The following is a 20483-nucleotide window of genomic DNA, read 5'->3' on the forward strand; positions in this document are numbered from 1 at the left end:
CCGTTTCTCCGGCGGAAGTGCAATCCTTTGGTGTCGCCAATACCCTGAACGCCAATGCCATTCGGCGGTGAGCATCCAATCGCGTGGAGGCCCCAGCGGCGGCCAGGTGGTTCGCTCCTGTAACCGCTGAACGTCCGTTATGTTGCATTACAGGGAATGGCTGCCCGGCCGTTTCCCACCCGCACCGAACGGCCAGAGAAAGAAGGTAGCTGGGCACGTTGCTATCTGCGATGGGCTCCCATCCCGAGGCCGGAGGTCTTCCCCGGTGTGCCGCCCGCTCGGGTTCCAATCCTAGATGCCGACGATCACCGCCCCTCCGGTCAGGCCCGCGCCAGCCGCCGTCAGCAATACCCTTTCTCCTGACGCGAAAGGCCTATGCCGCTGCGCAAGCGAGAGCGACAGCGGGATTGTCGCGGCGGAGGAATTGCCGTGGTCCTCGATCGTCCGCACGGTCTTTGACGGGTCGATGCCGAGATTGCCGCAAACCGCATCGAAGATCCGGACATTCGCCTGGTGCGGCACGAAGCGGCTGATGTCCGCAGAACCAAGACCGGCATCGGCGAGCGCGCGCTTTGCGCAGGCTGTCATCATCTCCACGGCGCGGACGAACAACTCCCGTCCGTCCCGCATCGTCATCAGCACATCCTCCGCAGGCATGTTCGGCGCAAAGGGCCGGCTGCTGCCGCCGGCGGGTATCGTGATCAGGTCGTAGCAGTTCCCGTCCGATGCCAGATCGATGCCGATGAGCCCCTTGTCCGGATCGTCGCAAGGCGCAAGGACGACGGCGCCGGCGGCATCGGCAAAAAGCACAGCGCTCGCCCTTTCCGCCGGATTGATCCGACGGCTGAGGATATTGGCGGCAACGACAAGCACCGGTCTTCCCTGCGCGCGGACGAAACCATCTGCGAGCGTCAGCGCGTAAAGGAAGCCCGAGCAGGCGCCGGCAAGGTCGATAGCACCGGAATTGGCAAGGCCGAGCCGATGGGCAAGCAGCGGCGCTGAAGGCGGCAGCAGGTGGTCGGGCGTCGAGGTTGCAAGCAGCGTCAGAGCAATGTCGCCCCGCGAAATGCCCGAATCCTGAAGCGCCGCCTCACCTGCTTTTGCCGCAAGTCCGCTCAGCGTATCACCCTCGTCCACCCAATGCCGCGCGCGGATGCCGGTCCGCCGCTCGATCCAAGCCGGCTCGAGGCCGAGCCTCGTTTCGATCTCGGCATTCTCGACGCGCCGTGCCGGCACGTGATGGCCGAAGCCGGCAAGGCGTGACGACCGGACGGCGCTCATAGCCGCCCTGCCGCGAAGGCCGACGCCGCCTCGTCGATCGCGCCATAGGCCCGGTCAAGATCGGCCTCGGTGACGCAATAGGGCGGCATCATGTAGATGACATTGCCGAGCGGCCGGATGAGAAGCCTGCGCTCACGGAAGAAGGCGCGAAGCCGCGGACCGACGTCGGACAGATAGCCGCCGACCGGCACGGCGAGGTCGAGCGCGGCGATGGTGCCGGCCTGGCGAATGCTGCAGAAACGCGGATCGCCTTCGAAGCGCCGCAGGTGGATCTCCTGCTTCGCCGCAAGCGCCTCGACGCGCGCCCCGACCGGCTCCGTCTTCCAGATCTCGAGATTGGCAAGGGCGGCCGCGCAGGCGATCGGGTTGGCCGTATAGGAGCTCGAATGAAAGAACGTCTTGCGGCGATCGGTCGAAAGATGCGCATTGAAGATCTCGGCGGAGCAAAGGGTCGCCGCCAGCGGCAGCGCGCCGCCTGTGAGCCCCTTCGAAGTACAAAGGATGTCGGGAGCAATCCCCGCCTGCTCGCAGGCGAAAAGACTGCCTGTCCGGCCCCATCCGGTCATCACCTCGTCGGCGATGACGAGGCTGCCGTGGCGCTCGGCGATCCGCTTCAGTTCTGCGAGGACGGCGGGCGGATAGATCTTCATTCCGCCGGCGCCGAGCACCAGCGGCTCGACGAGCAGTGCCGCCACCTGACCGGAAGCGCAGAAGACCTCGAAGGTGTCGAGCGTCTCCTGCTCGCGGCCGGCTTCGGGAAACGGTAGCCGATCGACGGCGAAGAGAAGCGGCTCGTAGGCGGCATTGAAGACGCCGCGTTCGCCGGCCGACATCGTGCCGATCGTGTCGCCATGGTAGCCGTGCTCCAGGACGCAGATCCGGCTGCGCGGGGTCCCGATATTGTGGAAGAAGCCAAGCGCCATTTTCAAGGCCACTTCAACTGCAGTCGAGCCGCTGTCGGAATAGAACACGTGCTTCAGCCGGGGAGGCGCGATCCCGATCAGCCCGCCGGCAAGCTCCTCCGCCGGCGCATGGGTAAATTCGGCGAAGATGATCTGGTCGTAGGTCTCCGAAGCATGCCGGATCGCCTCCATGATTGCGGGGTGCCGGTGGCCGTGGGTGATCACCCACCAGGACGAGATCGCATCGAGGATCCGGGCGCCATCCTCATCGATAAGGTAGGCGCCCTCGGTGCTGACGATCCGCTTCATCGGGCCTTCGAGCGCATGTTGGGTAAAAGGGTGCCAGACAGGCGACGTTCTCATATCTGGGCCTCGCGGAAGGCGTCGATGTCGAAATGGGCGCGAAAAGCTTGCCGCAGAGCATCCGGCGTCAGCGGCTGGAGCCGCGGCAACCGACCGAGGGTGCGGACCTGTCCGAGCGCGGCAATAATGGCCTGACTGTCCGCCTGCTCGTCGCCGATGAAAGCGACGCCGAGGATCGGGATCGAACGAGCGCGAAGCGCTTCGAGCGACAAGAGCGTGTGATTGATCGTCCCGAGCCCGGTGCGGGCACAGAGGACAACGGGAATCCGCCAGCGCGCGAAGACGTCGGCAAAGATCGTCTGTTCCGTAAGCGGCACCATAAGCCCGCCCGCCCCTTCTATGACGAGCGGCGCGTCGGTCTCTGGCGGCGAAAGATCGTCCGGCACGATGGTGACGCCGTCGAGCTTGGCAGAGAGATGCGGCGAGGCAGGTGTCGTAAGCCTGTAGGCCTCAGGCAGGATGCGGTCGGGCGCTGCCTGCCCGAGCCGCCGCACGGTTTCGCTGTCCGTTGCGCCCTCGAGCCCGGACTGCACCGGCTTCCAATAGTACCCGGAAAGGGCATCGGTGAGTGCTGCGGCAAAGACCGTCTTGCCGATGCCGGTATCGTTTCCGGTGATCACGAGGCGCGCTTTCATGGCCGCTCCTCCGCGATCGCGATCTTCAGCCTCTCCAGCATCTCGGCGATCGCCGTTGCATCGACATTCAGCGTGATCGAGATCCGGAGCCGCGCGGTGCCTTCGGGAACGGTCGGCGGACGGATTGCGCGGATATCGAAGCCTTCGCCGCGCAACCGCGCCGCTATCCGTACCGCTTTGGCATTGTCGCCGATCACTACCGGCAGGATCTGTGATCCGCTGCCCTCTATGCCGAGCGTTGTCGCAAGTGCGTCATTGGCGAAGGTCCTGCGCTCATCGAAGGCCGCTCGGCGCTGCGGCTCATCCGCGAGTATCCTCAATGCCTCGCGCACTACGGCGGCCGTCAGCGGCGACGGCGCAGTCGAATAGATGAAGCCGCGGGCGCGGTTGACGAGATAGTCGCAAAGGATCGCGTTTGCGGCGAGCAATGCGCCCGAAACCCCGAGCGCCTTGCCGCAAGTATGCAGCACGACGACATTGTCCCGGCCCTCCAGGGCAGCGGAAAGACCGCGTCCGCCGGGGCCGAAAACGCCGGTCGCGTGCGCCTCGTCGATCACCAGAAAGGCGTCATGCCGCTCCGCGAGCGCAGCGAGTTCGGCGAGCGGCGCCCGGTCGCCGTCCATCGAGTAGAGGCCTTCGACCGCAATCCACGGATGCCCGGTGCCACCGGCGGCGCGCCATGTGCGGATCGCGTCGGCAAAAGCGTCGACATCGTTGTGCGGCACGGCAACCCCTTCGGCCTTGCTCGCGGCGATGCCGTCGCGCGCGCTCGCATGGATCAGCGCGTCATAAACGATGATGTCGTCGCGCTGCGGCAGGGTAGAGAAGAGCGCCACATTGGCCGCATAACCGCTGCCGAAGAAGAGCGCCCGTTCCGTGCCGAAGAATTCGGCCGCTTCCGCCTCCAGCGCCTCATGCTCCGGATGGTTGCCGCGCAACAGCCGCGAGCCGCCGGCGCCGACCGGCAGGCCGCGGTCGATCGCTGTTGCAATGGCAGCCTTGAGGCGCGGCGAATCGGCCAGCGCCAGGTAGTCGTTCGAAGTGAAATCGACACCATGCCGGGGCGCAAGCGCCCGGCTCCGCCCTTTGCGCTTAAGCCCCGCCAGCGTCCTCTCATAACGGACGAGAGCGCCCGGCGTCATTCGCCCGGCTCCGGTTCGGCCGGATGCAGTTCCATCGGCTTCAGCCCGAGGCGGCGGAACAACGCCGCGTCATGGTCCTCGCCCGGGTTGTCAGCCGTCAACAGCGTCTCGCCGACGAATATCGAATTGGCGCCGGCGAAGAAACAGAGCGCCTGCATCTCGTCGCTCATGCCCGTGCGGCCGGCCGAGAGACGGACGTGGGATTGCGGCATCAGGATGCGGGCGAGCGCGATCGTGCGGACGAAATCGATCGGATCGACCGGCGGTGCGCCGGCGAGCTTCGATCCGGGGATGGGGATCAGCATGTTGATCGGCACGCTCTCCGGGGCGGTTGGAAGATTGGCGAGCGTCACCAACATGGAGATACGATCGTCGACCGTCTCGCCCATGCCCAGGATGCCGCCGGCGCAGACCTTGATTCCCGCCTCGCGCACATTGGCAAGCGTCTCCAGCCGATCGGCGAAGGTCCGGGTGGTGATGACCTCGCTGTAGAAGCGCTCGGACGTATCGATATTGTGGTTGTAGTAGTCGAGGCCGGCATGCGCCAGCCGCTCCGATTGCGCCGGCGTCAGCATGCCGAGGGTCATGCAGGTTTCCATGCCGAGCGCCTTGACGCCCTCAACCATGGCGACGATCGTCGCCATGTCCCGTTCCTTCGGGCTCCGCCAGGCGGCCCCCATGCAGTAGCGCGTCGCTCCGCCCTCCTTGGCCTTCTCGGCCTCCGCGACGACCCGCTCGACCTCCATCAGCTTCGATGCCTTGAGCCCGGTCGGGTAATGCGCCGACTGGCTGCAATAGCCGCAATCCTCCGCGCAGCCGCCGGTCTTGATCGACAGGAGCCGGCTCATCTGCACGGCGTTGGGATCAAAATGCGCGCGATGGACGGACTGGGCGCGGAAGACAAGATCGTTGAACGGCAAATTATAGATTTTTACGGCCTCGGCGAGAACCCAACGCTCTGCCCCGGCCCTGGATTCCGCCGCAACTCCGTCTCCTGATGCTTGTGTGTCGAGCATTCCTGGGGATTCCTCCTGCGCGTAACGGTCAATATAGATAGATTCAGGTTTTATCTATAATTTAGCTCGCCAAAGGCTACAGCAACCGCCTAGACGGCGAGCGGTTTCAAAATTTCAACTAAAGCGGGATCTCCCGACCGTGGCGAACTCTCGCCCGGAACCGGAAAATGCTGCAAACACAATATGCTAAGCGTGGCGGTCAGCCGATGATCGCGAAGGTGGCGCGCGTGGAACCGGCCGTGTTTTTCACCGGTTTTTGGCCGATCCTCTGAACGTGACGCTCCAGCACGGCGATGGCGTTCTCGGTTTTGCCCTGACGAAGGAAGGTCAGGATTGACCTGTGGTCGTGGTCGGGCTTGACTTCCCAGTCCGAGCGCCAGGTCGCAAACAGGAAGCGGGCGCTGACCGCATGCAGATCGTCGATGGCGGCAAGCAGGCGCGGCATGCCGCAAGGCGCGAGAATCAGCCGGTGGAAGCGCCGGTTCGCATCCTCCCAGGCGCGCAGGTCAGAGGCGGTGTCGGCTTCGGCCGTCGCCTGTTCGGCCTCATCCAGGATTGAAGGTGTCAGGTGCGGAGCCGCATGGCGAAGCGCCAGGACTTCGAGGGCCGCCCGCATCTCCGCAACTTCGCGAACCTCCTTGTGGCTGAACGACGCGACCCGAACCCCACGGCGCGGCTCACTGACGGCCAGCCCTTGGGCTTCAAGCCTCCGAAACGCTTCGCGCACGGGCACATGGCTCGTCCCGAACTCCTCGGCGATATGGTCCTGCCGGAGCTTGGTGCCCGGCTCCAGTACGCCCGTCACAATCCGATCGGCAAGGATGCGGCAGATGCGGGTGGCAATCGTGTCTTCGTTCGTAGTGGTCATATTTTATAGATAATTTGCGGCAGCCTCGCTGTCGAGCCGGACAGAAGATTGCCGCCGCTGTGCTCAGCAACGATTTTGATCTAACCGGCCGTTGGAAGGCTTTCCGGGCGCGGTATGCGAAACCGTCATGGCCGGTCCGGAGAAAGCCTTGTGGCAACTTGACCTAACGCGCCATTAGTCGGCGGCAGGAATCGGGCAGACGTCATCCTTGCAGTTGAGGTAGTTCTGGAAGTCCTTGATGCGCGCTTCCGTCAAGATCGCCTGGCACATGGAATAGATCATCGGCCCCATGCTGCCGCCACCGACGCCGGCGCGCTGCAGCGTGCATTCGGCGTCACGATAGGAAACCCAGGCGCGCTGCGCTGTAACCAGTAGTTTCTTCGTGTCGGCGTCATCCTTCAGGCGCGCTTCGATTTCCTTGTAGAGCCTGTTCAACTCAGCGTCGGACTTTTTGAAATCCTGATCGGCGCAGTCGTTCATCGACGCCTGGTCCATCGCCTTGCTCATGCAAGCGTCATCGGCGCTGGCCCCGGTAGGAGCCAGAACTAGTGCAGGTAAAAGCATTGCGGCAGGAAGAAGAAGCACGTTTCGCATGATTGCTATCCTCGCTTGGCTCTGAATTGCCGCCTCTTGCTGGCGGTCAGCTGTTCAAGGCATCCCTACAACGCCGGCATTCTCAGTTTGTCGTCACCTGTGAGATCTCGATGGCAACGACGAGACCATCTGCCAGCTTGTAGGCAACGGACCGCGTTACGTCGGCCCCGGATTTATCCTTGAACAGGCTGTACAGGATGGCGGGAGATTCATCGTCTGCGAAGAATGCCGCCTTACAGCTATAGTAAGATTTATTGCCGGTCTCATAGGCGGCCCCCTCCATGTGAGCAGACTGGGTACTCTCGGCACTTGAATTCCGAGTCGATGCCTGGCGGATAGGTCCTCAGGCCGACAAATTTGGTTCGGCTGAGGAATGCTCCTTTAGTTGGGATTGTCGGGGTTATCGACTAGGCAACCCACTCCGTGACATCCCTGATAATTTCCGTGGATATCGAAATTCGGCTCGCCGTTTTTATCGAATTGCGGGGTCGTATCGACGGTATCGCTGGCGAATACACGCATTGCATACAACCCTTCGCCGCTTCTCTCTTCTTAGGAATTAGCAATTATCACTAAACTTGACAATTCATGCCCTAGTCGCTTTCGCAAACATGGCCTTTATGGATAATTTTTTACTTAGGGCTCGAGCCTTATAGAGAGCGGTTTTCCCTATTTTAGGCGGGCAGCAATTCCCGAACATTCAGGCCAGACGCAAGGAACTGGCGGGTCGACATCTTCAACCAGGTGGTATCCTGGGTAGTGGACGCCAGCTTTTATAGCCATGTGGCAATCGCGGACAATGCCGGTGTCTTTGCCGCTGGTTGCCATCGATCGGGCATCGGGGTCGGTTAGGGAGACCTGTTTGTCCGGTGAGGCCTCGACCTGATTGCCGATCTCCTTAAGCGACTGCATCTGCCGGCGCAGGCCTTCGATTTCTCCTTGAGGCGCACCGTCTTGGCCCCGGCGACATCGCCGTCCTCGAAGAGGTCTGAACTCGGGACAAAAGCGGACGATCAAAAGGAGGCGATCAACGTTCCAAACCGCATCTATCAGCCCATTCATAAGGAACGGAGAGCGCTGCGTCCGCGCGGCTCACGCAATATTGTATGCCGCAGATTTTCGCAGCAGGCTTATCCGCGCCATTCTGCTTAAGGAGCGCGCGGAGGCCAAAAGAGCCGTCCCGCTCGAACACGCATTGAAGACGTAGCGCTCCACCGCACGCAGGACGTGTCTCCCCGCCTGGTCTAGTCCACTGCGAAGCAGTAGAAGAGACCGTCTCCGCCCGTGCTCTTGAACGCCTCCAGTGAGCAGCCGCCTCGCGTCAAATGCGAAGAGTTCCAGGATTTAGCTGCGGCGGAATCGTCCAATCCAGTGCGATCGCTGTGGCCAACTATCGCAGCGCCCTCCGCACTGCCCATCGTCCAGTTTCCGCAGGTTTCCGGCGCGGCGGTTCCATCGGGCTTGGAGCCGGTCAGTATGTCGTGGCGGTTCGGAGTGTCGCCGCGGCCGGGGATGACTTCACCCTTTTCGTTGAGCGCGGTCTGCTTCGTGATGTTGTTGCCATCACTGTGAAGCGAGGCGACATCGTCGGCGATCTTTTCGCCCTTGGCGTTGTACCAAGGCCCCGTTCCAATCCGGTCTTTGGCGTTCTCCCCGCCGGTGGAGAGATAAGCTCTCCAGGTCTTGCCCGTCGAACCGCTCGCCGTCGCCAGAGAATTACAATAGGCGTCGGCTCCGGCAAGTCCTCCGAGATCGCCGCCCTTGCCCGGATTAGCGCTGGTGACAAAGAAGCTCATAGTGGTGTCCTGAGCAGTGGCCGACAGCGGCGGCCAGGCCAGAGCGGCCAGGACCAAAGCGAGCCTGCGTTTCATGGTATTCCTCCCGCATGTCCATATAGCTGAGCCTATTGCGGGAATGGGTCGGCGTAAAATCGAATTCTTGTGACTTCAGCCCCGCCGGAGGCGAAATCTTCAGGCGGAAATTGCCCAGCACGGATCGAATTGGACGGTTCAGTTTGCGCCGGCCTTATAGCTGATCCTGTAAATCACCCCGTTCGTGTCTTCAGACACGAGCAGTGACCCGTCCGGCGCTATCGCGATCCCAGCAAGGCGGCCGAACTCCATTTTTCGGTCATCGCTCAAGAAACCGGTCAGGAAGTCTTCCGATCCGGTTGGCTCGCCTTTGTCGAAGTTGACGCGCACCACTTTATAGCCGGCCGGATCCGCCCGGTTTGCCGAGCCGCGCAGAGTAACAAAGGCATCGTTGCGAAATTCCTCCGGAAACTGCTCCGCACCGTAGAAGCGGATGTTGATGACGGAAGCATGCGCGTCGAACGTCAGCGCCGGCCCGACGGTCCTGGTGCTGCAGAACTCGTCCTTGGGCGCGCCCTCCGGCATCGTGAAGCTCGCCCAATCGGGCTGCCGATCGCCATAGCAGAAGGGCCAGCCGTAGTGCGCGCCGTCTTCGATCTTATTCAACTCCTCGCCGGGGAGGTCATCGCCAAGATGGTCGACGCCGTGGTCGACGCCCCACATCACACCCGTTTCTGGATGCCAATCGAAACCGAGCATGTTCCGCAAACCGCTCGCGAAAACCGTCCGCTTCCTGCTGTCGAGGTCAAGGCGTAGGTTGGCAGCCTTCTCACCGCTGCTTTCGAAGCAGGCATCGCAGGAACTGCCGACATTGATGTGCAGCGCTCCGTCAGGCGCGAAGCCGAGCGTTCGCCGCCCGTGCTGGCCGCCGTCGGGCAGGTCGTCGATGACCGTTTCCATCTCGCCGATCGTGCCATCCGCATTCAGGCCGGCCACCATCACCGAATGCACGGTGGCCAGGAACATGCGGCCATCTCGGATCGCGATGCCGTGGATGCCCTCGAGATCGGATGCCACCACGCGCGGCTCTGAATTGCCGTCCTTCAGGGCGATCACGTCCTTTTCCTCGGGTCGCGTCACGTAAACGGTGCCGTCTTCCGCCACTGCCATCATGCGGGCATTGCCGAGGTCATGAGCAAAGATGCTCACTTCGAAACCATCGGGCACCTTGAGCCGCTTCAGGATATCCTCGCTGAAGGTCTGATGTTTCGGCCTGAAGACATTTGTTTCCACGCTGTGGAGGACGCCTTCCTGCTGTGCCCATGCCGCCGTCGGGAACAGCAAGATACTCGCCAGCAATGCGGCTCGCGTCATCATATCTACCCTCCTCTCCAGCCGACGTGTCTTTCCTTGGCCTCTTATCAGGCCGGCCGCGGTTCGTAGAAGCGGCACCGGCCGCACCAAGCATTTCCGCCCGGGATACCGCTTGGCTTGAGCGTCCTTGCCGGGGTCTTATCCACCTGAGCGCGATCCTTTTTCATGATCTTGCCTAACTGTCAGATTCGAGACCTGCCAACGCCCACGAATAGCGGTCAGATCGACTTCAGGTACTCGATCAAATCGCTCCTCTCCTCGTCGGTGAGATCGAGTTTGAGGTGACGGTCGTAATGCCTGACGACGTCCTCGAGCGTCGCGAACCGGCCGTCATGGTAGAACCCTCCCTTGTGGATCTTTTCCATGTTCCACAACGCCCGCAATGGCGCGGTGCGATAACGCTCGTCCGGGGATCGCATCGCCTGAAAATCATCGATGCCGATCTCATCTGCCGTATGCAGGTTCCAGCCGGGCTCCGTGAAGAGCGGTGGCACATGGCAGGTGGCGCACTTGGCCTTTTCATTGAAAAGGGCCTCCCCCTTCTCCGCCGCTGCGCTGTCGAAGGTGCCGCCGGGGGGCTTCGGAGTTGGCAACGAAAGCTGATAGAAGTGGAGCGCTGGCAGTTTGCCGGTGATCCGGTCTTCCGTGTCCTGCTTGTGGCCCTGCTTTGTTCTGGCGGCGACGGGGTACTTCTCAGCGTCGTCAAGGCGTGGGTCGTAGAACGTGCCTTTGCCGTGCATTTCGAGATTGCCGACATAGGCGTTCCAATAGCTGACAGTGCCCCAAGCTCCGGTCCAGGTATGGTTGTTCACGCCTGCCAAACCGAATGCGGGCGGATTGAGGGTGGCGGACGTCTTTCCGTCCGGCCGGAACGCCTTTCCGTCCAGATTGAGCTCGGCATCGAATTTGCCAGGTCCCCATGCCTCGATGGCCTTCTTCACCTCCGCCTCGGAAATCTGCAGCATGTCGCTGAAGGTGCTCAGGTCAGGTGCGAGGGCAACAATTGCCCCGATGTTGAGGTCGCGGTTCGGCCAGCCGTCCAGTCTCGCGCCGATGCCCGGCGCGTAGGCATCGTCGACGGTCGAGTGGCACACGGCACACTGAATTCCCACCGACCTCAAGGCCTTTCCATCCTCGGCGAAGAACCCCGTCACTCCGACAACCGCATTGGCTTTCAACAAAGCAAGGGTGCTCGCCGGATCTTCAAGGTCCACCTCGCCTTTGTTGAGCGCCTCGGCTACATCCTTAGGGATAGCGTTGACGTCGACTTTCAAACCGAGCTCGAGCGCCTTCTTTGGGCTGAGACCAGGCCCTTTGCCGCCCAGCTTCTCGCCGGCGATCGCCTCGTGAAGCTTCAGCTTGCCTCCCCAGAAATCCTCGCTGCCGAACGTATCGTAGCGGAACGTCTCGCGGCCTTCCTCCAGATATCGCATGGCCTGCTCGGTCGCAGCCGCGTCGAAATCCTTGCCCCGCGTAGAGGCTTTGCCGCTCATTTGAGCGGCGGATGGGATCGAAGTTGAAAAGAAAAGAAGCGGCAAAAATATCGCCGCAGCGAGGCGTCGAGGCATGCCATATCCCTCCCCGCGGTCGATGCGTCGACTCGCGAAATGCGATCCACGTCAAAGGAAAAATGCCGCCATACGATACATTAAAATGTTCTAATTTACAAAGGTTCACCTCACTTCCGGTAGCAGTTCGCAAGGTTCCGACGGCTCGGGGAGCTCAGCCCGAGCTATGCTGTGGTTGTCCCTTGTGACCGGCGTAGCGAACTGAGCAATTGGTATAGCCGGACGGCTGGAGGCGCGGGCTTGGGAATGCAGAAGGGGCGCTTTGAGCAGAAGACGCACAGCTTTTAAAGGCTGTTTCACAGATCCACTGGGATAAGCGGCTGGCGTGCCGGACCGTGGATCACCGTTCCATCGGAGGCAAAGATCGAACCGTGGCAGGGACAATCCCAGGTGCAATCGGCATTGTTCCACGTGACCGTGCAGCCCTTGTGCGTGCAGGTTGCGGAGACGGCATGCAGAGATCCGTCAGCATCCCGGCGGACCGCGATCTTTTCGTCGCCTCTCTGAATGACCCCGGCTTCGCCGGCCCGGATGTCGTTCGTGCTCTGGACGATGGATTGGCTGTCGCCATTTTTATGGAAGTCCTTGGGATAGGGCCGCGTCGGGTTGTAGAGATTGTGCCAGGGACTGGACCCTCCCCGGATCACGTCCGCGATCATCATGCCGGCCGCGGTCCCGTTGCTGATGCCCCAGGCGTTGAAGCCGGTAGCGATATGAAAGCCCGGAGCGTTCTCTGGATCGGGTTCGCCGACATAGGGAACCCGATCCGCCGTGTCGTAGTCCTCATTGCACCAACCCCAGGCAACATCCCCGACAGGCAGGTTCTTTCGCGACCATTCCTCCAGATCGACGAACCGCGCCGCGACGTTCCCATCCTGTCCAGTGTTGAATTTCGGCCCCAGCACCACGAGTAGCGGACCGTCGCCATCCCGACCCGTTCGTATCGAATGCGTGGGGTCGTCGATACCAATGAACATGCCATCGATGACGGACGGATCGCCGACGCGGAAAGCCATTGCGGTGTGGCACCGAGGCTGCGTCCGGTTGGCCATTCCCACCGGGCTCTTGACGGTCATGTTGGTCGCAACGACCACGTTTTCGGCATGAACTGTACCGTGAGCCGTGACGACGCGCCACCGGCTCGCTTCACCTATCAGGATCGCGCGGCTCTTCTCGAATATGCGCCCGCCCCGATTCGCCACGGCGCGCGCCAACCCGACGAGATACTGCGCCGGATTGAATTGCGCCTGATCGGCAAAGCAGAGCGCTCCTGCCGTCTCGAAGGGAAGCGGAGCGCGATCGAGTACCTCCGCTTGCAGCCCGACTTGGCGCGCGGCCTCAGCCTCGGCTATGATTTCGCCGTGTCCTTCTGCGGTCGTGGCGTAGGTGTATGCATTCTTGCGCTCCAGATCGCAGGCGATCGCATGTTCCTTTATCCAGTCCTTGATCAGTTCGGCTCCGGCCGAATTCGCCTCTGCATAGCTGCGCGCCGTCGGCACACCGCAAGTGTCGATCAGATGGCGATAGATTAGTGCGTGCTGTGTAGTGATCTTCGCTGTCGAGCGGCCCGTCACCTGTTTGCCAATCTCAAGGGCTTCGACAAGGATCACCGAGCGCCCCGCCTCGCGGAGACGAAGTGCTGTCGTGAGTCCGACGATCCCGCCTCCGACGACAACGGTTTCGGCATGTATCGAACTATCGAGAAGCGGATAGCCCGTCCGGCCGGCGGTTGCCACCCAGCAGCTTCCGCGATTTCCCGGCAAGTTGACCATCCAAACGGCGTCCCACGATTGCATGTGATTTCGATAACCACAGCCGCACGGGAATGTTCCGGACCCTACTCGACACGCCGGGCGCGGCCTTCAAAGCGCCATCCTCTTGAATTCCCCGAAACGAACTGTGGCATATGAAGGCTGGGCCTGCAGTCGGCGGGCCTGACGCGCGAAGATGCGCTTCGTCAGATGCGGAACTATCTGGCCCATCGGCTGCCGCATAAGCATCAAAAACTTTAGGAGCGGCCGCCATTTCTCATGGCCGCGGGGACCACGCTTTCCTCAGCGCGTTACTGGGGTCGGTTCCAGCTGGGCGCGGAATGACACCCTAAGCGGTTGTCTCGATGGGCCAGAGATATTCGCCCGTCAACAGGATGTGCGCCCAGCTCAGCCATCGTGGCGGCGCACCGGAATAGATCGGGCCAATTTGCGACGATCAGCTCTTCCCGGATTTGCCACCGCCCAGGCCGCCCAAATCCTTCGGCGTTGCTGCAGGATTGAACACGTAGAGCCGTTTCGATGGCAAATCACGAATACGCAGGATGAGGCGATAGCCGAGCATGGCGCTGATGCCGAAAAGGTGATCCGTGAAGCCGGCCGTATCGGCATATTGTTCCCCAACCTGCCGACCTGCCTCAAGAAGGCACTGCAACACCCGAAAACATCGAGAGGAAATCCGAGGTCGTCTATGCGCAAAGTCTTCGCCACTATGTTCGCCCTACTGTTTGCTCTATTCGAGTGTGCGCATGCGACAGCTCGCCAACGGATTGCGATACCAGCGTCGACGGGCCATATTCTGGTTGAGCGCTTTGCGAGTGGAAGAACGGGGTCGCGTCCGGCGGTGCTGATCTTGAGCGGTAGCAGGGGGTTTGGTGCAGCCAGCTATGATGAGATTGGGCAGACGTTTAGCACGGCCGGCCTCGACACGTACCTTGTTCATGTGCTTTCCTCGGCCGATCTTGAATCGATCGAGAGTGCTGGAAACGCAAGCGCCCGTGTCAGGTACTACGCCAAGCGGTTGCCCGATTGGACATCGGCAGTCCACGACGTTATTTCCTATCTTAAGGCGCAACCCCAATATACCGGCAAGGTCGGCGTGCTCGGAATATCTCTCGGAGCACAGATTGCCGCCGCTGCGTCGGTTGAAACAAGAGAGATAGGCGCCCTGGTGCTCGTCGATGGTGCCTTCCCAAGCGGCTACCCCCAACCGGTACGCCCATTGCCACCACTCTTATTGATTTGGGGCAGCGCCGATCGAACTTTTCCGTTGTCTGTAGGACAGGAATTGCGTCGAAAGGCGCAAGCTTTGGGCGGAGCGGCTTCTCTTGATACCTATGAGGGCGCTGCGCATGATTTCTTTCTAAAGTCAGGCGCGCGACAGGCACAATCAGCTCATCGTAGCGCGGCCGACTTTCTGACATTGCAGTTGCGATAAATCCAGGAGAGGCAGCGCCAGAAATGGCTTAGCGTGTCATTTCGCCCCCTACCGGAACCGACCCCTTACTGCCCAGATACTTCCTTAGACGTTCTTTTCTCTGAAGAAGCTCGGACAGGCCTTGGTTGAGTCAATGTGCTTTGCTACAGGTGCTCTATATTTTCCACGCTCCGATAAGGAGCACACTAACTTAACTTCGATGAAAGCGCCATTTTAACGCATTCCCCTAGAGTAGACCAAGATTTCCGATCAATTTTCACAGCGCCTCAAAGGTGACTCATTGTATGTACGTCAATCCAGCGCTCCTCGCCCTTTATAGTTATTGTATCATCTGGGGTTTTCTCACGTCACTTACACTGGTGGACGCTGGCTATGTGACGAACTTGGTAAACGCCATGATCATGACGTTTATTATGCTGTGGTGGGCGCAGTTGGACGCGGTGAAGCGCGGGCGTTCGATTTCCAAATGGCTCAGATGGCTTGTGGCACTCACAGGTCCAATCGGACTTGTCGTTCACTTTCTCCAGACGAGGAGCATATTTGGTGCATCCCTCGCCGTCATCGCAACGGTGTTGCTGGTGCTGCTGTCGCTCGTCTTCGTCGCGGTAGGAGTCGCATTCGCATGGTTTGCTTGCCAGCTCGATTTTATGCAGGATTATTGCCGCCCAGAGTTTTTGAGCGGCTAAACGTGCGCCCGCCGCAGGAGTCCTCGAGAGTGCCGTAGACGCAACAGTCAGCGCAGCAGATTTCCAGCTATTGAGCGCGGCCGCAACATCCCGCCCGGTCCGGGACATCGACTCCTATGGCTCGCCTCTATTGGACTCGAAGATCGACGGGCGCATTCTGCTGCACGTCTCGGCGCAATGACATTCCGTTTATTCAACGGGCCACCGCGACGTAAGGAGGGGTGAGAGGATCAGCATCCAGGCCGATACGATGAAGGTGGTGCTTACGTCGCTGTAGGCAGAAAGGGCGCCCCACAAGCAGCTTCCGCTCGTCGTAGCGCCATACATGACCATCAGGTAAGCCGAAATAGCGCGGGCGCGGATGGATTTGGGGAACATGATCTGCGCAGATCCATTGAGACTGGACACAATGAAGGCCCACCCCACCCCTGTTGCCAGCATGGACACCCAAATGGCGACGGACGTGCCGTTCCAGGCAGCAAGCAAGAGTGCCAAGCCGAGCTGCGTCGAAGCAACGGCAATGAGGCGATTGATGCCGATTTTGGCTTTGAGCCTCGGAAGAAGCGTCCCTCCGAGCACGGCGCCCACGCCGATTGTTCCCATCAGGAGTCCGACTTCTGCAGCCTCCATCTGAAGTTGGAGAGCTGCAAAGGCTGGCAGGAGACTCCACATGCTGCTGGCACCAAAGAAACAGATAAAGGTGCGCACAAGCAGGCTGCGAAATCGGCTGTCGCTCAACATCGCCGAGAAGCCCATTGCCATCGTCTCGCACGGTGGCTCAGACTTCGTTGCACGGATGCGAGCGGAGCCGGTTCGCCATCGCCAGAAGACAAGGATCAGCCCAAGGAAGGACACGGCGTTGATCCAGAAGATGGTTGCAATGGTCGCTGCCTGGGCAATGAAGCCAGCCAGGGCCGGCCCGACCGCGCGCGCAAAATTGAAGCTCATGCCATTCAGCGCCGCCGCACTGTGGATCTGCCCGGGCTCGACGAGCGTGGAAACTGCCGCCTGCCAGGCCGGCATCGTCAGCGCTGCACCGCAGCCAATCACCAGCGTACCGGCCAACAGTATCTGTGGAGTCGCCAAACCGGCGGTGATCATGAGGCTTAAACCCAAGGCTGAGAGCGCCATGAGGGCATGTGTGGCCAACAGGAAGGTCGGTCGATCGTGGCGATCTGCAAGGATGCCGGCAGGGACGACCAGGAGGAAAATTGGCAGCGTCATCGCGGCTTGCACCAGAGCCACCATCTGCGCGGATTGGCTGAGTTGGGCCATCAGCCACGCAGCCCCCATGCCCTGCATCCACGTGCCGAGATTAGAGACGGCGTTGGCAATCCACAGCGACCGGAACAGGCGGTTTCCGAGCGGTGACCAAATCGGTTCGACGGCCCTTGCCGCCGACGAACCTTCAGTCATGCCGACCATTCCGAATTGGCGTGGAACCAGCTCTCGAGCGTCTTCGCGCGCGCCTGCAGGTGCTCTTCGTTATCTCCACGAAAGACAAGGCTGGCTACTTCAGCGTTGGTCATTGCGGCTCCGCCGTATTCTCGGCCAACGACCACGCGGCCCCATGCCAATTATTCCGAATTTCCAAGGCATTTAGACTCCAGGTCAATCGATTTACCTTTGATTGCGCGAGGTCTTTACACGCGCACTGGATGTGGTCAATATTGATTGATTGATTCAATATTAAGGTTCCGAAGCCGCCATGGGCGAAACCGCTGGATACATGACCGCCAAGGAAGCGGCGGCGGAACTGAATGTGAGCGTGGCCACGCTTTACGCCTATGTCAGCAGGGGGATTGTCCAGTCCGAGGCGCGGCCAGGTAGCCGGTCAAGACGCTATCTCGCCACCGACATCCGGGCTCTTGCCGAAAAGAACAAAATCGCCAAGCACGCGGACGGGGGCAGCATTTTGAGCTTCGGCTCTCCGCTGCTCGATTCCGAGATCACCTATACGGACGGCAAGCGGCTATATTTTAGAGGCAGGGACAGCTCGCTGTTGGCCACGGCCAGCGCCAGCCTGGAGTCGGTCGCGACTCTGATTTGGGATTGCAGCGAAGACCATGTCTTCCAGGAGGCTCCGCCCCGTATTCCGGCCGAGTTCGCGGCTATGCGACATGCCGGAAAGGCCGATCGTCCCCTGGTATTGTGTCAGGCCCTGCTTCCACTCATCGGTGAAATGGACCTGCGGGCATATGATCGTTCGAGGCGTGGCGCATCCCAAACCGGCGCGCGTGTCCTGCGCCTCATGGCCTCGCTTGTAACGGACATGCAACCCAGTGCGACGGCAGTGCATGAGACATTGTCGTTCGCCTGGCAGGTTGGCAGCCACGCACATCTGGTGCGGTCAGCCCTTATACTCGCGGCAGATCATGAACTGAACGCATCGACTTTCACAGTTCGAGTCGCCGCCTCCGCAGGCGCTCCGTTGTATCACGCTGCTGCCGCCGGCTTGGCCACCCTGCAAGGTGCGCGGCACGGCGGTGAAATCGAACGCGCACTGCGGTTGCTGCGTGAGATGATGAGGGAACACGATCCCGCAGAGGCCGTCTCTGCCTGGATGCGCCGGGGAGACGCGGTTCCAGGGTTTGGCCATCCTCTTTACCCGGAAGGCGATCCGCGGGCCAGGACTTTGCTGACGTTGATGGAGCGGGAGTTCACCTCTTCCGAGAGCCTTGCGCTTCACAGAGCCGCTGCTGTCGCGCAATCAATCACCGGCAGGCATCTCAACTTCGACGGCGCGCTGGCAATACTCTCGTTGCATCTTGGTTTGCCGGCTCACACAGGCCTGAGCCTTCTTGCGATCGGTCGGGTGGTAGGCTGGATTGGTCATGCTATAGAGCAGTATCTGGATGATCGATTGATCAGACCTCGGGCGCGCTATGTCGGCCTCCGGTAGAGGTCGGCCAATGGACCTCAGGAGCGCCGCGGCAATGTCGCACCAGCATGGCGCCGATCACAAAGCAACGGAGCACACAGCCCGGCGCCTGATGCGCTGAAGCCAATTCGCGCGCGCAGTTTGACCCGTTTACTGGGTGGACAACGGAACTGCGTTAGCGTCGCTGGCGAAGGCCATCCCTACCCACCCTGTGTTCCGTCGATGGTTATGCGATCTTCAAGGCACAGAACGGGAACACTTGGACGCAAGATCATCGGTTCCGACCGTTGTGTGCGCTAACGCGTGTCTTGCCGCTCGGCAACAAAATGCCAATGCCAATTTCCAGCACCCGAACCCTTATCGATCCACCATCAGAGTATTGGCCACACGTTCCTTTTGACAGTCAATACCCCCGCGCCTTGAACGGATTCGAACCGCGGACACGCTGAGCCCGACGACATCAGACGCCGCCGAGGCCGGTTACGGGTCCTCCTGCATTCCGCCTCGTTACGTCGTCGAATTTTAAGCCGAATCGGGCGAGGTATTTCACGAGACGGTCAGCATCGTTGCTGCTCTTCTTTTCCAGACGTGAGCTTGCGAACAGCGCTCTCCCAGCGGCGCTCGCTGTCACATGCTCGCGACAGACCCGAAGAACAGCGGCCAGTTGGGCGGCATCGAATTGATCGAGGCGCGCGGCTGCATCGGCGCCCAAGAGCTCTGCGATACTCGAGTCAGCATCAGAAACATCCGCCGACGGTCGCCAGAATGAATTCAGTCTGCGGATCTCGTCAGCGACGACCTCGACGGTGATGCGGCCATGGGGGGCGAGAGTAGCCATTCGCGTTATGGAGGCCGAGAGGTCGCGGAAGTTCGCATTCCAAACTGCTTGCGGGCTGGTGGCGAAAGCGACATAGCGCTCGCGCGCCTCCTTATTGAAAGTGACGTTCTGGCCCTCGCGCTCCAGATAGCGCCTCAGCTCGAATTCGATGTTGGGCTCAATGTCCTCCTTGCGCTCGCGGAGCGCCGGCAGCTGGAACGTCCACAGGTTAAGGCGAGCATAAAGGTCCTCGCGGAATCTGCCCTTCCGCACTTCCTCACCGAGATCGCGATTGGTGCCGGCAAGCAACTGAAAATCAGCCGAGACTTCGCGGTCGGCGCCGACAGGCAGGAAACGCTTCTCCTCGATCGCGCGCAGGCACATCGCCTGCTCGTCCAATCCGAGCTCCCCAATTTCGTCGAGAAAGAGCACGCCCTGATCGGCCGATTTGAGCAACCCGGCACGTTCGCCGGCCGCTCCCGTAAATGCGCCCTTCACATGGCCGAACAGGGCAGACATCGCGTGGTCGCCGCGCAGGGTCGCGCAGTTGACCTCGACGAATTGCCCGCTCACCTTGCGCTGGTTTTTCTTGAGCTCATAGATCCGGCGCGCAAGCTGGGACTTGCCCGCTCCGGTCGGACCGGTCAGCAGCACCGGTGCCGTCGAGCGGATGACGACGCGCTCGATCTCGTCGATCATACGGTTGAAGGCGGCACTGCGAGTGGAAATACCCGATTTCAGAAAGGATGTGGCGTCCTCGCGTTCGGAAGCGAACCGCTTGGCGATTTCGTCGTAGCGCGACAGGTCGAGATCGATGATCCGGTGCGTTCCGGCGAAGTTCTCCCCCGGCTCCCGCTCCCGCGGGGGAGAGAGCTGGAGCAATCGGCCAGGAATGATCCGGGCCTCTGTGAGCAGGAACCAACAAATCTGGGCCACATGTGTGCCGGTTGTGATGTTGACGAGATAATCCTCTTCGTCCGGGTCGAACGTATAGCTGCGGGCAAAGTCTCTGAGACGGGTATAGACCTCGGAGAAGTCCCAGGGGTCCTTGAAGTTTATAAGGTTGCGGCGAACTTCCGTCGCCGGCGATACGGTTTCGATGTCACCAATAATCCGCCTGGCTAGAGCCTCGGCGTGGTTGTCGTGAATGAGCTCCAGCCTGTCGATGAAGAGGCCCGATTGCTGGCACAACCCGACATTTGGTCGCCAGCGGCTCCAGCGGTCTTCCCGCTTGCCCAAGTCAAGCGTGGTTCCCAAAATGCTGATAGCAACGCGCCGCTTCATGACCTATCCAAATTTATAAAATCCTATAGATGCAGCTAAGATAGCTGCTGCCTC

Annotated in this window: 16 protein-coding genes and 1 pseudogene; 3 read left to right on the top strand and 14 right to left on the bottom strand. The window is 60.9% G+C overall.

Translation table 11 applies throughout. The features are described from left to right. Window positions 1-291 precede the first annotated feature (291 nt). From bioZ to SINAR_RS0107980, 12 genes and pseudogenes are all read right to left on the bottom strand, one after another. A complete protein-coding gene (gene bioZ, locus SINAR_RS0107905) occupies window positions 292-1281 on the bottom strand; it encodes a 3-oxopimeloyl-[acyl-carrier-protein] synthase BioZ (protein WP_027998600.1) in 990 nt (329 codons plus the stop codon). Beyond that, entirely contained in the window at window positions 1278-2546 is a 1269-nt protein-coding gene (locus tag SINAR_RS0107910; RefSeq protein WP_027998601.1) for an adenosylmethionine--8-amino-7-oxononanoate transaminase, read from the bottom strand. Before SINAR_RS0107910 ends, bioZ begins: the two co-directional genes overlap by 4 nt. Beyond that, the gene (gene bioD / locus SINAR_RS0107915) at window positions 2543-3181 is read right to left on the bottom strand and encodes a dethiobiotin synthase (RefSeq protein ID WP_027998602.1); all 639 of its coding nucleotides are present in this window, start codon (window positions 3179-3181) and stop codon (window positions 2543-2545) included. The genes SINAR_RS0107910 and bioD overlap by 4 nt, the downstream gene beginning before the upstream one ends. Then, window positions 3178-4323, bottom strand: a complete 1146-nt coding sequence (locus SINAR_RS0107920) for an 8-amino-7-oxononanoate synthase (RefSeq protein ID WP_027998603.1) — start codon at window positions 4321-4323, stop codon at window positions 3178-3180. The genes bioD and SINAR_RS0107920 overlap by 4 nt, the downstream gene beginning before the upstream one ends. Then, on the bottom strand, window positions 4320-5339 hold the full coding sequence (bioB, locus tag SINAR_RS01000000133140) for a biotin synthase BioB (protein ID WP_033057191.1): 1020 nt from the start codon (window positions 5337-5339) through the stop codon (window positions 4320-4322). Before bioB ends, SINAR_RS0107920 begins: the two co-directional genes overlap by 4 nt. A gap of 199 nt (window positions 5340-5538) precedes the next feature. Further along, window positions 5539-6207, bottom strand: coding sequence for a GntR family transcriptional regulator (locus SINAR_RS0107930; RefSeq protein ID WP_027998604.1), 669 nt, complete (start codon window positions 6205-6207; stop codon window positions 5539-5541). Between the two features lie 174 nt (window positions 6208-6381). Then, on the bottom strand, window positions 6382-6714 hold the full coding sequence (locus SINAR_RS0107935) for a lysozyme inhibitor LprI family protein (RefSeq protein WP_336884848.1): 333 nt from the start codon (window positions 6712-6714) through the stop codon (window positions 6382-6384). A gap of 1331 nt (window positions 6715-8045) precedes the next feature. Then, a complete protein-coding gene (locus tag SINAR_RS0107955) occupies window positions 8046-8672 on the bottom strand; it encodes a hypothetical protein (RefSeq protein WP_027998608.1) in 627 nt (208 codons plus the stop codon). A 138-nt stretch (window positions 8673-8810) separates the two neighbouring features. Beyond that, window positions 8811-9989 (bottom strand): PQQ-dependent sugar dehydrogenase, encoded by a 1179-nt coding sequence (locus SINAR_RS0107960; protein ID WP_027998609.1) that lies wholly within the window; start codon window positions 9987-9989, stop codon window positions 8811-8813. A gap of 215 nt (window positions 9990-10204) precedes the next feature. After that, entirely contained in the window at window positions 10205-11479 is a 1275-nt protein-coding gene (locus SINAR_RS0107965; protein WP_234710579.1) for a c-type cytochrome, read from the bottom strand. A gap of 371 nt (window positions 11480-11850) precedes the next feature. Next, the gene (locus tag SINAR_RS0107970) at window positions 11851-13350 is read right to left on the bottom strand and encodes an FAD-dependent oxidoreductase (protein WP_050577444.1); all 1500 of its coding nucleotides are present in this window, start codon (window positions 13348-13350) and stop codon (window positions 11851-11853) included. A gap of 347 nt (window positions 13351-13697) precedes the next feature. Beyond that, window positions 13698-13960 (bottom strand): annotated as a pseudogene (locus SINAR_RS0107980) (Tn3 family transposase); the annotation flags it as partial. Window positions 13961-14014: 54 nt separating this feature from the next. On the opposite strand from SINAR_RS0107980, the gene SINAR_RS0107985 reads away from it, so the two are divergent. Beyond that, window positions 14015-14761, top strand: a complete 747-nt coding sequence (locus tag SINAR_RS0107985; protein ID WP_027998613.1) for a dienelactone hydrolase family protein — start codon at window positions 14015-14017, stop codon at window positions 14759-14761. Window positions 14762-15045: 284 nt separating this feature from the next. Next, window positions 15046-15447: a hypothetical protein gene (locus tag SINAR_RS0107990; RefSeq protein ID WP_027998614.1), complete on the top strand. Its 402-nt coding sequence runs from the start codon at window positions 15046-15048 to the stop codon at window positions 15445-15447. Window positions 15448-15636: 189 nt separating this feature from the next. On the opposite strand, the gene SINAR_RS01000000133145 is transcribed toward SINAR_RS0107990, so the two are convergent. Beyond that, window positions 15637-16863, bottom strand: coding sequence for an MFS transporter (locus SINAR_RS01000000133145; protein WP_084617282.1), 1227 nt, complete (start codon window positions 16861-16863; stop codon window positions 15637-15639). A 292-nt stretch (window positions 16864-17155) separates the two neighbouring features. Between SINAR_RS01000000133145 and SINAR_RS0108005 the strand changes: the two genes are divergently transcribed. Then, window positions 17156-18349: a citrate synthase family protein gene (locus SINAR_RS0108005; RefSeq protein ID WP_027998615.1), complete on the top strand. Its 1194-nt coding sequence runs from the start codon at window positions 17156-17158 to the stop codon at window positions 18347-18349. Between the two features lie 439 nt (window positions 18350-18788). Here SINAR_RS0108005 and rtcR read toward each other — a convergent pair whose 3' ends face one another. Further along, window positions 18789-20429, bottom strand: coding sequence for an RNA repair transcriptional activator RtcR (gene rtcR, locus SINAR_RS0108010; RefSeq protein ID WP_027998616.1), 1641 nt, complete (start codon window positions 20427-20429; stop codon window positions 18789-18791). Window positions 20430-20483: the final 54 nt, after the last annotated feature.

The sequence above is a fragment of the Sinorhizobium arboris LMG 14919 genome (assembly GCF_000427465.1).
GTDB classification, from domain to species: domain Bacteria; phylum Pseudomonadota; class Alphaproteobacteria; order Rhizobiales; family Rhizobiaceae; genus Sinorhizobium; species Sinorhizobium arboris.